Origin of the sequence: Chimaeribacter californicus (genome assembly GCF_002858675.1) — a bacterium.
GTDB lineage: Bacteria > Pseudomonadota > Gammaproteobacteria > Enterobacterales > Enterobacteriaceae > Chimaeribacter > Chimaeribacter californicus.
In genome coordinates, this window is sequence record NZ_PJZF01000002.1 from 58833 (window position 1) to 73680 (window position 14848).

13 protein-coding genes are annotated in these 14848 nt (G+C 58.9%); 2 read left to right on the forward strand and 11 right to left on the reverse strand.

Going from position 1 to position 14848, the window contains the following annotated elements; translation table 11 throughout:
- Position 1: 1 nt before the first annotated feature.
- Positions 2 to 1420 (reverse strand): siroheme synthase CysG, encoded by a 1419-nt coding sequence (gene cysG / locus CYR55_RS03330; RefSeq protein WP_101814748.1) that lies wholly within the window; start codon positions 1418 to 1420, stop codon positions 2 to 4.
- A gap of 247 nt (positions 1421 to 1667) precedes the next feature.
- On the opposite strand from cysG, the gene CYR55_RS03335 reads away from it, so the two are divergent.
- The gene (locus CYR55_RS03335) at positions 1668 to 2720 is read left to right on the forward strand and encodes an aminopeptidase (RefSeq protein ID WP_101814749.1); all 1053 of its coding nucleotides are present in this window, start codon (positions 1668 to 1670) and stop codon (positions 2718 to 2720) included.
- 90 nt (positions 2721 to 2810) lie between these two features.
- Here the strand turns inward: CYR55_RS03335 and CYR55_RS03340 are convergent, their stop codons facing one another.
- The 3 genes from CYR55_RS03340 to cysJ are packed head-to-tail and all read right to left on the reverse strand — an operon-like array spanning position 2811 to position 7107.
- Complete coding sequence (locus tag CYR55_RS03340) at positions 2811 to 3542, reverse strand: phosphoadenylyl-sulfate reductase (protein ID WP_101814750.1); 732 nt, start codon at positions 3540 to 3542, stop codon at positions 2811 to 2813.
- Between the two features lie 44 nt (positions 3543 to 3586).
- Complete coding sequence (gene cysI, locus CYR55_RS03345; RefSeq protein WP_101814751.1) at positions 3587 to 5302, reverse strand: assimilatory sulfite reductase (NADPH) hemoprotein subunit; 1716 nt, start codon at positions 5300 to 5302, stop codon at positions 3587 to 3589.
- Complete coding sequence (gene cysJ, locus CYR55_RS03350; RefSeq protein ID WP_101814752.1) at positions 5302 to 7107, reverse strand: NADPH-dependent assimilatory sulfite reductase flavoprotein subunit; 1806 nt, start codon at positions 7105 to 7107, stop codon at positions 5302 to 5304. Before cysJ ends, cysI begins: the two co-directional genes overlap by 1 nt.
- 390 nt (positions 7108 to 7497) lie before the next feature.
- On the opposite strand from cysJ, the gene queD reads away from it, so the two are divergent.
- A complete protein-coding gene (gene queD, locus CYR55_RS03355; RefSeq protein ID WP_101814753.1) occupies positions 7498 to 7860 on the forward strand; it encodes a 6-carboxytetrahydropterin synthase QueD in 363 nt (120 codons plus the stop codon).
- Between the two features lie 66 nt (positions 7861 to 7926).
- Here the strand turns inward: queD and CYR55_RS03360 are convergent, their stop codons facing one another.
- From CYR55_RS03360 to mazG, 7 genes are all read right to left on the reverse strand, one after another.
- On the reverse strand, positions 7927 to 9165 hold the full coding sequence (locus tag CYR55_RS03360) for a DUF2235 domain-containing protein (RefSeq protein WP_101814754.1): 1239 nt from the start codon (positions 9163 to 9165) through the stop codon (positions 7927 to 7929).
- Between the two features lie 107 nt (positions 9166 to 9272).
- Complete coding sequence (locus CYR55_RS24105; protein WP_277622306.1) at positions 9273 to 9395, reverse strand: hypothetical protein; 123 nt, start codon at positions 9393 to 9395, stop codon at positions 9273 to 9275.
- Positions 9396 to 9549: 154 nt separating this feature from the next.
- The gene (gene queE / locus CYR55_RS03365) at positions 9550 to 10221 is read right to left on the reverse strand and encodes a 7-carboxy-7-deazaguanine synthase QueE (protein ID WP_101814755.1); all 672 of its coding nucleotides are present in this window, start codon (positions 10219 to 10221) and stop codon (positions 9550 to 9552) included.
- 165 nt (positions 10222 to 10386) lie between these two features.
- A complete protein-coding gene (eno, locus tag CYR55_RS03370) occupies positions 10387 to 11682 on the reverse strand; it encodes a phosphopyruvate hydratase (protein ID WP_101814756.1) in 1296 nt (431 codons plus the stop codon).
- Between the two features lie 78 nt (positions 11683 to 11760).
- On the reverse strand, positions 11761 to 13398 hold the full coding sequence (gene pyrG / locus CYR55_RS03375) for a glutamine hydrolyzing CTP synthase (RefSeq protein WP_101814757.1): 1638 nt from the start codon (positions 13396 to 13398) through the stop codon (positions 11761 to 11763).
- 199 nt (positions 13399 to 13597) lie between these two features.
- Positions 13598 to 13867 (reverse strand): hypothetical protein, encoded by a 270-nt coding sequence (locus CYR55_RS03380; RefSeq protein WP_101814758.1) that lies wholly within the window; start codon positions 13865 to 13867, stop codon positions 13598 to 13600.
- 89 nt (positions 13868 to 13956) lie between these two features.
- Positions 13957 to 14787 (reverse strand): nucleoside triphosphate pyrophosphohydrolase, encoded by an 831-nt coding sequence (gene mazG / locus CYR55_RS03385; RefSeq protein WP_101814759.1) that lies wholly within the window; start codon positions 14785 to 14787, stop codon positions 13957 to 13959.
- Positions 14788 to 14848 lie beyond the last annotated feature (61 nt).

Genomic DNA, 14848 nt, shown 5'->3' on the forward strand with positions numbered 1-14848 from the left:
CTTAAGCCAAATTCACGACGGACGGGCGTTGGAAGCCGTCCGCCTGCGGTTGATGCCCAAACCAGGCGAGTTGCGAATGGAGCGAAACCACTTCGCCAATCACCAGCAACGCCGGTGTCGGTGCCTGTTGAGCCAGAATATCGAGTTGCGCCAGGGTGCCGGTCAGCACCTGCTGGTCAGCACGGGTGCCGCGGCCAATCACCGCCACCGGGGTATCGGCGGCGCGGCCGTGGGCAATCAGCTGCGCGCTGATTTCCGCCGCTTTGACGGTGCCCATGTAAATCGCCAGCGTCTGGCGGCTGCGGGCCAGCGTCGCCCAGTCAAAGGCGTCGCCGTCCGGGCGGCAGTGGCCGGTAATAAACTGCACGCTTTGCGCATAGTCACGGTGAGTCAGCGGAATACCGGCATAGGCCGTGGCCCCGGCAGCGGCCGTGACGCCCGGTACCACCTGGAACGGGATCCCGGCAGCTTTGGCCGCCTGCAACTCCTCGCCGCCGCGCCCGAAGATGAATGGGTCGCCGCCCTTGAGCCGCACCACCCGTTTGCCCTTCAGCGCCAGTTCCACCAGCAGGCGGTTGGTCTCTTCCTGCGCCACGGAGTGCGCCCCGGCACGCTTGCCGACGCAGATGCGGTCGGCGTCGCGGCGCACCAGGTCCAGAATTTCATCGCTGACCAGATGGTCATACAGCACCACGTCAGCCTGTTGCATCACCTGGAGGCCGCGCAGCGTCAGCAGCCCGGCATCGCCCGGCCCCGCGCCCACCAGCGTCACCTGCCCGCCCTCTTTCTGGTGCTGGGTCAGGGTGTCGTTCAGCGCCTGTTCTGCCAGTTCCGGCTGGCCGCTCTCCACCAGCGCAGCAAAACGCCCGCTGAAGGCTTTTTCCCAGAAGCGGCGGCGTTCCGTCATCGAGCGCAGCTGATCTTTCACCCGGCCGCGCCAGTTCCCGGCAATCTCCGCCATGGTGCCGAGGCTGGCGGGCAGCAGGGCTTCCAGCTTCTCCCGCAGCAGGCGCGCCAGTACCGGGGCTTTGCCGCTGGAGGAGATCGCCACCACCAGCGGCGAGCGATCGACAATAGACGGGAAGATAAAGGAGCATTTCGGCTGGTCATCCACCACGTTCGCCAGCACACGGCGGCGATCGGCCTCGTCGAATACCTCAGCATTCAGCGCGTTGTCATCGGTGGCGGCGATCACCAGAAACACGTCATCAAGCTGGGCAGGATCAAACGCCTCTGCCAGCCAGGTCACCTGTTGTTGTTCATAGCGATGCTGGAGTTCGGGGTGAAGCGCCTGTGCCACTATCCGCACGTCTGCACCTGCGCGCAGCAGTAACTCGATTTTGCGCGAGGCGACTTCACCGCCACCCACCACCAGGACCGGACGCTGTTTCAGGTCGGCAAAAAGGGGGAGATAGTCCACGACAGCCTTTACATATACAAAAAATTGATAAGGTGACTATACGGTGTGCGCTTCTGCCTTATGAAATGACGAAATGGAATGATTAGTTACTTTATGGAATATAGGCGCATCCGGGGCGCCTCCCCGGCTCCTCTGACCGCACGATTTGCTGCGGCCGCCGCGCCGCGGGCGAAGCCAATCAGTTTATACTGGTGGCCACCGCATCAAGGCCGCCCCGGCGGCGCAGTTGTTACAAGGACACACCGGTATGTTTTCCTCCCGCTGCCTGAGCACGGCCACCCTGGCCTTGAGCCTGCTGCTGCCCTGCTCACTGTTGGCCGCCCCCCTTCCCGGCGCGATGGGTTCGTATGCCGAACAGCAGACGCGCCATATCGCGACCTATTTCCCCGGCCGGATGGCCGGCGGCCCGGCTGAACTGGTCGCCGCTGACTACCTGAACCAGCATTTCCGCCAGATGGGGTACCAGAGCGACCTGCGCACGTTTCCGGCACGCTACCGCTACACCAGCCAGCGCGGCAAACAGAGCTGGCAGAAAGCGGACGTCACTTCGGTGATTGCCGCCCGCAGTGGCCGGGTGCCGCAGGAGATCCTGATTGTCGCGCATCTGGACACCTTCACCCCGCAGAGCGACAGCGACATCAACCACAACCTGGGCGGCCTGACGTTGCAGGGAGTGGATGATAATGCCTCCGGGCTGGGGGTGATGATGGAGCTGGCGCAGCGCCTCAGCGCCCAGCCAACGCACTATGGCCTGCGATTTGTGGCACTGGGCGGCGAGGAGATTGGCCGGCAGGGCAGCCGGCACTATCTGGCGCGGATGAGCGCCGCCGAGCGGAAAAATACCCTGCTGGTGATTAACCTCGACAGCCTGATCACCGGCGATCGCCTCTCCTTTACCAACGGCCGCCCTGCTCCGTCGGCCATGGCTGCGCAGTCACGCGACCGCGCGCTGCAACTGGCGCGGCGGCTGGGAATCCCGGCCACCACCCGGCCACTGCTTGACCCCGCCACCCCGCACGGGCTGGGGTGCAGCCACACGGCGGATGCCTTTGATCAGGCCGGGCTGCCGGTGCTCTCAGTGACGGCGACCAACTGGGCGCTGGGCGACCACGACGGCTGCCAGACCCGGCCGGAGAGCAGCGCCTTCCCGCAAGGCAGCAGCCGCCACCAGAGCCAGCGGGATAATCTGGCCTATCTGGATCGCCACCTGCCGGGGCGCATCCACCACCGCAGCCGTGACGCGGTGCGTATTCTGCTGCCGCTGCTGAAGGCGCTGGCGCAACCCGCGCCGGAGCGCTGATCGCCCGCGCCCTCACAGGCAATAAAAATTGCAGGCAATAAAAAAGCGCGGCGTTGATGTCACGCCGCGCTTTTTTTAACAACTGAACGCTTACTCGTGCAGGCCGCACTCACGTTTCAGGCCGAAGAAGCGGGTCTCTTCCTCTTTCATGCCCGGTTCCCACTTTTTCGTGGTGTGGGTGTCACCCACCGAGAGGTAGCCCTGATCCCACAGCGGGTGATAGCTCAGGCCATGCTGTTTCAGGTACTGATGCACCTGGCGGTTATCCCAGTCGATGATCGGCAATACCTTGAATACCCCGCGCTGTACTGCCAGCACCGGCAGGTGCGCCCGGCTGCCGGACTGCTCGCGGCGCAACCCGGCGAACCAGGTACCGGCACCCAGCGTTTCCATGGCGCGGTTCATCGGCTCGACTTTGTTGATCTGATTGTAGCGCTCAATCCCTTCCACGCCCTGCTCCCAGAGTTTGCCGTAGCGCGCCTCCTGCCAGGCCGGCGAATGCTCCGCCCGGAACACCTTCAGGTTCAGGCCGAGCTGCTCGGTCAGCGCGTCGATGAACTGGTAGGTTTCCGGGAACAGGTAGCCGGTATCGGTCAGGATCACCGGGATGTCCGGGCGCTGGCGCGTCACCAGATGCAGGCAGACCGCCGCCTGAATACCGAAACTGGAGGAGAGCACAACCTCCCCCGGCAGGTGCTCCAGCGCCCAGGCCACGCGCTGCTCGGCGCTCAGCGCTTCCAGTTCAGCGTTGGTCTCTGCCAATGCCAGTGCCTGGCCGGATTTCGGCAAGGCGTTCAGTTCTGCCAGATTAAAGTGCGACATCAGTGCTCCTCAGCATACATAGGCGTGGTCGGGAGAGCATGCGCTCACTCCCAGAAATCACGGGCCGGGTCCAGCACCGGGCGGATGATGCCGGTACGGACAGTAAAGTCACCAAAGCCTTCGCCCGGCGTGCGCTCGGTGGCCCAGCGCCCGACCAGTTCATTAATGATCGTCAGGATCTCTTCTGAACTGATGTTCTCGCGGTACATGCGCGGGATACGGGTGCCGGCCAGGTTGCCGCCCAGGTGCAGGTTATAGCGGTTGAGCGCCTTGCCCACCAGCCCGATCTCTGCCAGCAGCGCCCGGCCGCAGCCGTTCGGACAGCCGGTGACGCGCAACACAATGTGCTCATTGCCGACGCCGTGACGGTGCATGATCTCTTCCACCTGCGTGACGAACTCCGGCAGGAAGCGTTCGGCTTCCGCCATCGCCAGCGGGCAGGTCGGGTAGGAGACGCAGGCCATCGAGTTTTTGCGCTGTTCGCTGAGCTGGTCATCGATCAGCCCATGGTCGCGCGCCAGCGCTTCAATGCGCGCCTTCTCCTGCTCCGGCACACCGGCCACGATCAGGTTCTGGTTGGCGGTGAGGCGGAAATCCCCTTTGTGGATTTTCGCGATCTCGGCCAGGCCGGTTTTCAGCGGGCGGCCCGGATAGTCAAGGATGCGGCCATTCTCAATAAACAGCGTCAGGTGCCACTGGTTGTCGATGCCTTTCACCCAGCCGATGCGGTCACCACGGCCGGTGAAGGCATACGGGCGAACCGGCGCGAAAGCGATGCCGGCGCGTTTTTCCACTTCCGCCTTGAAGGTGTCAACGCCGACGCGCTCCAGGGTGTATTTGGTCTTGGCGTTTTTGCGGTCGGTGCGGTTGCCCCAGTCGCGCTGGGTGGTGACCACTGCTTCCGCCACCGCCAGGGTATTTTCCAGCGGGATAAAGCCCAGTTCGCTGGCGGTACGCGCATAGGTTTTCTTGTCGCCGTGGGCGATGGAAAGACCGCCGCCTACCAGCACGTTGAAGCCAATCAGTTTGCCGTTGTCGGCGATCGCCACAAAGTTCAGATCGTTGGCGTGCAAATCGACATCATTCTGCGGCGGGATCACCACCGTGGTTTTGAACTTACGCGGCAGGTAGGTCGCCCCGAGGATCGGCTCCTCGTCGGTGGTTTCGACCTTCTCCTGATCCAGCCAGACTTCCGCATAGGCACGGGTGCGCGGCAGCAGGTGTTCGGAGATCTTCTTCGCCCACTGGTACGCTTCCTGATGCAGTTCCGACTCCACCGGGTTAGAGGTGCAGAGCACGTTGCGGTTTACGTCGTTGGCGGTGGCCAGCGCGTCCAGCCCCAGCTTATTCAGCAGCTGGTGTACCGGCTTCACGTTCGGCTTCAGGATGCCGTGGAACTGGAACGTCTGGCGGTTGGTAATACGGATGCTGCCGTAGAGCGTGCTCTCGGCGGCAAATTTGTCGATGCCCAGCCACTGGTCCGGCGTCATGATGCCGCCCGGCAGGCGGCAGCGCAGCATCATCGCGTGGCGCGGCTCCAGTTTCTGCGCAGCGCGCTCGGCGCGGATGTCGCGGTCATCCTGCTGGTACATGCCGTGGAAACGGATCAGCAGGAAGTTATCGCCGTTGAAGCCGCCGGTCAGGCCGTCATTCAGATCTTCTTTAATGGTGCCGCGCAGGTAGTTGCTCTCGCGCTTCATGCGCTCGGCATCACTGAGTTTGCCTTCCACAACCAGAGGGCCGGGGTGTTTATCGCTCATTAGTACACATCTCGCTGATAACGGCGCGCAAGGCGCAGCTCACTTAAAAATTCATCGGCTGACTCGGCGTCCATTGCACCGTGTTCTGCCACCAGTTCCACCAGTGCCCGATCCACATCTTTGGCCATCCGGTTGGCATCACCGCAGACATAAATGTGCGCGCCTTCCTGGATCCATTGCCATACTTCCGCGCCCTTCTCGCGCAGTTTGTCCTGTACGTAGACTTTATTCGCCTGATCGCGTGACCAGGCCAGATCGATATGGGTCAGCAGGCCGTCTTTGACATAACGCTGCCACTCCACCTGATAGAGGAAATCCTCGGTGAAGTGCGGGTTGCCGAAGAACAGCCAGTTTTTGCCGCCGGCACCGTCATTGTCACGCTGTTGCATAAAGGCACGGAACGGCGCAATGCCGGTACCGGGGCCGATCATGATCACCGGGGCGTCCGGGTCAGCCGGCAGGCGGAAGTTGTCGTTGTGCTCGATAAATACCCGCACTTCGCCCTCTTCTTCCAGCCGGTCAGCCAGATAGCCCGACGCACCGCCGGTACGCGCGCGGCCGTCAATTTCATAACGCACCGCGCCCACGGTGATGTGCACTTCGCCCTCATTCTCCGCCGGGGAGGAGGCGATGGAGTAGAGGCGCGGCGTCAGCGGGCGCAGCAGGCCGGTCAGTTGCTCGGCGTTCAGCTCCATCGGTGCCTGGCGCACCATGTCAACAATCGGCGTGGTCTGCGCATACTGCTGCAAACGTGCTTTGTCAGTAAGCAGCTCGGTCAGCTGTTCATTGCGCGCCAGCGCGGCGTAGTTGCTGACGATCACCGGGGTGTTTTGCGTCAGCTCATAATGGTGGATCAGCGCGTCGCGCAGCGTCAGCGGTTTGCCGTCGAGGGTGATGCTCTCATCGCCCTTCAGCCACAGCAGGCCCAGCAGTTCGTCCACCAGCGCCGGATCGTTGGCGAACCAGACGCCCAGCGCATCCCCCGCCTGATAACGCAGGCCGGAATCCCCGAGGTCAATCTCAATGTGGCGCACATCTTTATCTGAGTTGCGGCCGGTAATTTTCTGGTTCAGCAGCAGCGTGGCGGCCAGCGGCTGCTCTTTGGTGTAAGGGCTGGAGTCCACCTCATTCACCGTGCCGCTCTGGGCAGCCTGCAAGGCGGCGGCCGGTTGCGCCGGGGCGCGGGCTTTCAGCACTTCCACCACCTGCTTACGCCACTGCTCCGCCTGCGCCTGGTATTCCACATCTGCGTCTACGCGGTCGAGCAGGCGCTCGCCGCCCAGCTCGGCCAGCTTGCTGTCAAAATCTTTGCCCGCCTGGCAGAAATGCTCATAGGAGGTGTCGCCCAGGCCAAACACTGCAAACGCGGTGTCAGTGAGTTTGGGGGCTTTTTTGGAGAACAGGAACTTATGCAGCGCCACCGCCTCTTCTGCCGGTTCGCCCTCGCCCTGGGTGGAGGCCACCATGACCAGCAGCTTCTCTTGCGCAATCTGCTTGAATTTGTAGTCACCGGCGTTGACCAGGTTCACGGTCAGTTTGGCGGCCAGCAGGTCATCCCGCAGTTGTTCTGCCAGGCGGCGCGCATTGCCGGTTTGCGATGCCGAAATCAGCGTGATGCTGCTGGCGGCCGGGGCTGCCGGGGCGGCAGGCACGGCAGCGCCCGGTTGCTGGTTGACCATGCCCCAGAAATAGCCGGAGAGCCAGGCCATCTGGGTCGGTGAGAACTCACCGATTGCGCCTTGCAAGCGTGCCAACTGTTCGGGCGTGAGCGGGAGCAGCGAGGTAGGGGGTGCCTGAGTCGTCATTGCAATACCGGTTCCTGTACGTAAGCCTGTGTCTGTTTTCGTCGCGTCGGGTGAGACGAGGAAAAAGAGAGAAAGTAGAGAGTTTGTAAGGTTACCGAGTGCCCTGGCAACCCCTAAATAAGGGATGGACATAACAAATAACTAAAACGCCTAAGCTGATTTAGTGATGGTTGTTACCGGAAAAAGTGGTAAAAGCGCCTTTTTATACCGTTGAATTGGTTCATGTTTTAGTCATCACCCTGAACTAAGGTGTTGATATGGCAGCAGACCCTGCCCGAAGAGCGGCTGAAAATTTTTTTTGACGTGCTGCCCTGTAAGATGAGATTTCATGGCGTGGGGAACGGCTTTCCGGTAGTATTCGCCGGTTTTTAAGGCAATGAGACGGTAGCAATGGTAACCACGCTGTTTAAAGATTTTCAATTTGAAGCCGCCCACCGGCTTCCGCACGTTCCGGAAGGCCATAAATGCGGTCGTCTGCACGGCCACTCCTTTATGGTTCGCCTGGAGATCACCGGTGAAGTCGACCCGTACACCGGCTGGGTGATGGACTTTTCCGAACTCAAAGCGCTATTCAAGCCGACCTGGGAACGTCTGGATCACTTCTACCTGAACGACATCCCCGGCCTGGAGAACCCGACCAGTGAAGTGCTGGCGAAATGGATTTGGGATGAGCTGAAGCCGCAACTGCCGATCCTGAGCGCCGTGCTGGTGAAAGAGACTTGCACCGCAGGCTGCATCTATAAGGGTGAGTAACCCTGTCAGCATGAACCACCGCCCGGTGGTTCATGCGTTCCGCTTTTTCTCCCCTGCCCGGCCGCGTTATTTCATCGGCACCACCATGATCTCCGCATCATTGATAAAGCTCTCCAGATAGGCGGAGCGATAAGGTTTTTCCACAATCTCCCCGGTGACCGGGTCCTGCAGGGAAACCTGCGCCTCTGTGCAGCGTTCAAGCACCGACTGGTGAACCGCCAGGGTGTAATTGCCGTCAAACAGATAGGGCAGGTTCTTTTTCAGCGGCGAGGTTAATTGCCGGGCGTTGGTTTTATAGTAGTGTTTATTAAACCAGGGGCAGTGGCAGAGTGCCCGGGCATTACTTATATAAGTATGCGGATTCAATAACAGCCCCGCTTCCGCTAATTCCTCATGCATCCAGTGATAGGCGCCGTTGGAGAGGCCGCTCTCTTTTTCCGGATAACCGCCGCCCACATCAGAATGCGCACCGGGGAATAATACCTGCTGTATCCCCTGACGGGCGTCCCATAATACCGGGGTAAAATCAATCCGCTGTTCGTCGAGTGAAATCGCATGGCGACCCAGTTTCACATTTTTATTCAGGGCAGTATCGGCAAAACGGAATAAATCGATCCGCCGGTCTTCATCGTCATAGTAGGGAATACCCAGCGAGCCAACGGTGTCCCACACGGCCACCATCTCTATCGGCACAAAAAAGATCATCGACTTCGGGTCAACCGGGTCGGAGGCACGGCCCAGCAGCGTCTCTTTAAAGGAAACCAATCTATCCTGCCACGATTTCTCAGCCTTTGCCTTGCGGCGGTACTCTGCCCAGACGGTGGTACCCCAGCGGTAGGCTTGCTCCTTATGCGCTTCACTTTCATCAGCCAGGTTCAGTTTCTCCGCATCCAGCAGCCCCTGGGAGGTGATCATGCCCGCCAGCGCCCGGGCGGTATAGGCACCCCGGCTGAAACCGATGATGAATATCTTGTCGCCGGGGCGATAGTGGCGGCTGATAAAGGTATACCCGCGCACAATACGCTGGATGGTACCGCTGCCGAATACCCCCTCGAGACTTCTAATCAGCCTGTTATTGCTGTCGCCGACGCCATGAATATATTTAGCAACCTGCTTCACCTGCCCATTTTCAGTAAAGACTTTTTCCTGCTCATCCGGCTGGCGCTGGTTTAATTCCTCCGGTATGCCTTTCAGGCTTTTAAACAGTTTTAAGACGTTGCTGCATTCAAACTCTTTATCATCGTCGTCATTATTGGCGATCCCATTCCACGTACCGTCCGCACAAAAAACAATGTTTTTGCTCATAATAAACTCCGCACAGGGTTCGGGGGGTAGTTATGCCCATCACATACCTGCACAAAAAAAATAGCAAGAGGGCCAAAGGCGGCGTTTATTCATAAGCAAAATAACCATTAAGGCGTTAATTTCTTCCGCTCAATAACGCGGTAAACATCAGTGTTTTTTTCGTTAACGGCGGCCAGGGCGGCCTGACGCAGATGATTGATTCTGTATACATCCGGCAGCGGCAGCACCATAACGGGGCATCTCATCAGGTGTAACGTAGGGAACCGGCCTGCCGCCTGCCCTGCCGGGAAATTATTATGATTTGTGAAGTGCTTCAAATCAGTCCATAAAAAACCCGCCGGGGCGGGTTCGTTTTATAGGTAAAAAGCAGGATAAAAAGCGGGGTCAGGCAATATTGAGGTACTTATGCGTCTGCATCGACAGCCGCCAGTTGCGGGCGATACAGGTTTCAATACAGAGGCGGGTCGCATCCTCTTTCTGGCTGATCGGTTGCAGCGCCACCACACGGTATTTCTCATCGTGCAGGCGGGCCAGCAATGCGTCCAGCGCTTCAATGTCGCGCTCACGCGCCACCGGGTGCTTGATCTCATCGGCGCGTTTCAGCGCCTGATCCAGCACTTCCATGCCGCCGCGCATGTTCACCTTCGGCGACACCGTGACCCAGGTATTCGGCGAACAGCGAACCTCATGGGTGCCGCTGGTTTCGATCTGGCAGGTGAAGCCGCTTTTTTCCAACAACAGCGTCAGCGGGCCGAGATCGTGGATGCACGGCTCGCCGCCGGTGATCACGATATGGCGCGCGGTGTAGCCGTTGCGCTCAATCACCGCCAGCAGATCTTCCGTGGTGGCCGCGCCCCACGCATCGGTCTCTGTGGTCTTGACCAGAATCTCATCCAGCGCGACTTCCCGATCGGCCAATTTGTCCCAGGTGTGTTTGGTGTCGCACCAGCTGCACCCTACCGGGCAACCTTGCAGGCGAACAAATATGGCCGGCACGCCGGTAAAATAGCCTTCCCCTTGCAGGGTCTGGAACATCTCATTAATCGGGTACTGCATGACATTCTCATTAGTAGTGGTTTTGAAGGGGCGTGATTATGGCAGATTACGTTGCTCTGACCAAATATAGCGCAGCCTTTACTGTTTCGGGGCGTTACCGCCCCGGAAAACGCCCATAAAAAAACCCGCCGGAGCGGGTTTTATCAGAGGTTTCCGACGCAGTAATTACTGGCCTTTCACTTCTTTCAGACCGTTGAACGGCGCACGGTTGCCCAGCGCTTCTTCGATACGGATCAGTTGGTTGTACTTGGCAACGCGGTCAGAACGGCTCATAGAACCGGTTTTGATCTGGCCTGCTGCGGTACCCACTGCCAGGTCAGCAATGGTGGCGTCTTCGGTTTCACCGGAACGGTGAGAGATAACCGCGGTGTAGCCGGCGTCTTTTGCCATCTTGATAGCAGCCAGGGTTTCGGTCAGAGAACCGATCTGGTTGAATTTGATCAGGATGGAGTTAGCGATGCCTTTTTCGATCCCTTCTTTCAGGATCTTGGTGTTGGTCACGAACAGGTCGTCACCCACCAGCTGGATTTTGTCGCCCAGGACTTTGGTCTGGTAAGCGAAACCGTCCCAGTCAGATTCGTCCAGGCCATCTTCGATGGAGACGATCGGGTACTGTTTGGTCAGGTCTTCCAGGAAGTGGGTGAACTCTTCAGAGGTGAAGGCTTTGTTGCCTTCGCCGGCCAGCACATATTTGCCGTCTTTGTAGAACTCAGAGGCTGCGCAGTCCATCGCCAGGGTGATGTCTTTGCCCAGCTCGTAACCGGCTGCTTTTACCGCTTCAGCGATAACAGCCAGGGCTTCGGCGTTGGAACCCAGGTTCGGCGCGTAGCCGCCTTCGTCACCTACTGCAGTCCCCATGCCTTTGGATTTCAGCACTTTTGCCAGGGTGTGGAAAACTTCAGAACCCATACGGATGGCTTCTTTCACAGTTTTCGCGCCAATCGGCTGAATCATGAATTCCTGGATGTCGACGTTGTTGTCAGCGTGCTCACCACCGTTGATGATGTTCATCATCGGCAGCGGCATAGAGAATTTGCCCGGAGTGCCGTTCAGTTCAGCAATGTGCTCGTACAGCGGCATGCCTTTTGCAGCGGCAGCAGCTTTGGCTGCTGCCAGAGAAACGGCCAGGATGGCGTTGGCGCCGAACTGGGATTTGTTCTCGGTGCCGTCCAGGTCGATCATGATCTTGTCGATGTTAGCCTGGTCTTTGGCATCCTTGCCGGTCACAGCCTGTGCAATCGGGCCGTTTACCGCGGCAACGGCTTTGGTCACGCCTTTACCCAGGAAACGGGATTTGTCACCGTCACGCAGTTCCAGTGCTTCACGGGAACCGGTAGACGCACCTGATGGTGCCGCCGCCAGACCAACGAAACCACCTTCCAGATGCACTTCAGCTTCTACCGTCGGGTTACCACGGGAGTCGATGATTTCGCGACCGATGACTTTAACGATTTTGGACATTAGGTTTTCCTCAGTACAAGTTAAACTAAAACTCCAGACAAACAGTGCGCACCGGGGTGCGCACTGCTCATCGATATTTTATTTTACCTGACGCTTCTGATACTCACCGGCAGCCTTGACGAAGCCTGCAAACAACGGGTGACCATCACGCGGCGTTGACGTAAATTCCGGGTGGAACTGACACGCCACGAACCACGGGTGGTTCGGGATCTCAATAATTTCCACCAACTGCTTGTCTGCAGAGAGACCGGCAACACGCAAACCCGCCGCTTCGATCTGCTTCAACAACATGTTGTTGACTTCATAACGGTGACGATGGCGCTCTACGATGGTCGGCTCGCCATACATCTGCCGGACCAGACTGCCTTCGGTGAGGTGGCACTGCTGCCCACCCACACGCATGGTCCCGCCCAAATCACTCTTCTCGTCGCGCACTTCAACGTTGCCGTTTTCATCGCGCCATTCAGTGATCAATGCGACCACCGGGTACTTACAGTCTGGCACAAATTCAGTGGAGTTGGCGTTGTCCATGCCGGCCACGTGGCGGGCAAACTCCATCAGTGCCACCTGCATACCCAGGCAAATGCCCAGATAAGGAATGTTATTTTCACGCGCATAACGGGCGGCGGCCACCTTCCCTTCCACACCACGGTAGCCGAAGCCACCCGGGATCAGGATCGCGTCGAGGTCTTTCAGCACCTCTTCGCCACGGGTTTCGACGTCCTGCGAGTCAATCAGCTTGATGTTGACCGTCAGGCGGTTTTTCAGGCCGCCATGTTTCAGCGCCTCAATCACCGACTTGTACGCATCCGGCAATTCAACGTACTTGCCGATCATACCGATAGTCACTTCACCGCCCGGGTTGGCCTCTTCATAGATAACCTGTTCCCATTCGGCCAGGTTCGCTTCTGGCGCGTTTAAGCTGAATCGTTTACAAATATAATCGTCCAGGCCCTGTGATTTCAATAGCGCCGGGATTTTATAAATTGAATCAACATCTTTTAGGGAGATAACCGCTTTTTCCGGCACGTTACAGAACAACGCGATTTTCGCACGTTCGTTGGCAGGCACAGCGCGGTCAGAGCGGCAGATCAGCACATCCGGCTGGATGCCGATGGAGAGCAGTTCTTTCACCGAGTGCTGGGTCGGTTTGGTTTTCACCTCACCGGCGGCCGCCATGTACGGCACCAGCGTCAGGTGCATGTAGAGCGTGTGCTCGCGGCCCACGTCTACCGCCATCTGGCGGATCGCTTCCAGGAACGGCAGGGATTCGATGTCACCCACGGTACCGCCGATTTCGACCAGCACCACATCATGGCCTTCGCCGCCTTCGATGATGCGCTCTTTAATGGCGTTGGTAATGTGCGGGATAACCTGGATGGTCGCGCCCAGATAGTCACCACGGCGCTCTTTGCGCAGCACATCGGAGTAGATGCGGCCGGTGGTGAAGTTGTTGCGGCGGGACATTTTGGTACGGATGAAACGTTCGTAGTGACCTAAATCAAGGTCAGTTTCTGCGCCGTCTTCGGTGACGAAAACCTCACCATGCTGCGTCGGGCTCATGGTGCCCGGGTCCACGTTGATGTACGGGTCCAGTTTCATGATGGTAACGTTGAGGCCACGGGCTTCAAGAATAGCCGCCAGGGAGGCTGCGGCAATGCCTTTACCCAGAGAGGAGACGACCCCGCCGGTCACAAAAATATAATTAGTTGTCATGCTGAACCTGAGAGTTTAGGTTTAAAGACGATGGAAGAACCAGGACGGGAAAGTAGTATACCGGAAGCTTGGGGATGCCACAATTGATCGTTTTATCGCTCTGGGTGCGGAAAGCGCGTTGCCGAGCCGTTTCCCGCTCCCTTCTCACCCTGTTATACCGCCTGTTACAGCACTTTTCTTGCCGGTGACGTCAGCCCGGTCAGCGCGGTATTGTACTGTTCGCAGGCGTGGGATCCTTGATCGCCGTCAAAGTACAGGTGGCCTGCACGCTGCCGCCGCTGCGGCTGGTCAGGGTCACCTTATCGCCCTCTTTTTTACCCTGGCACGGTGCCACATTGCGCGTGTTGACGGCCTCACGCACCTGTTGCACCACAGAAGGGACAGCCTGCGCACGCGGGCCGGCAAACGCCGCAAAATCCGCGGTCGCCGTTAACGCTATGAGATTGATGAATAATAACTTTCTTAACATTCCTGACGCACCTTGTGAGGGAAAAAGGCGGCCAGTCTAGCGCGGCCAAAGGCGGTTGTAAGCCCGCACTTTGGCTGAAAATCACACGCTTACGCAGGCTTCTCCGGGCTCTTCTGCGCCATCTCATCACGCTTCACCTGCTGCCAGGCGGCTTCCATCTGTTCCAGCGTCGCCTGCTCCGGCGTCAGCCCCTGCGCATGGATGATGTTTTCCACCGCGCGGAACCGGCGCGCGAACTTGCGGTTAGCCGCCTGCAGGGCGTTTTCCGCCTTATGGCCGAGGTGGCGTGACAAATTGACGGTAGCAAACAATAAGTCGCCGATCTCCTCACCCAGTTTCTCCTGATCGATAACGGCCTGTTGCGCCTCATGCATCACCTCATCGATCTCCTCATGCACTTTGTCCAGCACCGGGCCCAGCGTCTCCCAGTCAAAGCCCACGGCGGCACAGCGTTTCTGGATTTTATGCGCCCGCATCAGCGCCGGCAGCGCGTCGGGGATGTCATCCATCGCGGAATGCAGCGCCTTCTCTGCCCGCTCCTGCGCTTTCAGCCCTTCCCAGCGCGCCGCCGACGGCCCCGGCCGACCGCCATTTTCATCACTATTTTTATCAAAGACGTGCGGGTGGCGGCGCGTCAGTTTGTCACTGATGGCGTTGCAGACATCCTCAAAGGTAAACAGCCCCTGTTCGCTGCCCATCTGGGCATAGAACACCACCTGAAACAGCAGGTCACCCAGTTCATCCCGCAGGTCGCCGTAATCGCGGCGCGCAATCGCATCCAGCACTTCATAGGTCTCTTCCAGCGTATAGGGCGCGATGGTGTCAAAAGTCTGCTCGCGATCCCAGGGGCAACCCTGTTGCGGGTCGCGCAGGGTTTTCATGATGGCGAGCAGGCGGTCAAGCGGGGAAAGTTCAGTCATGGTACGTCTCAATGGTAGGCGGAACCGGCACGGTTCCGGGGGAAAAAGCAGACGGCCCGGA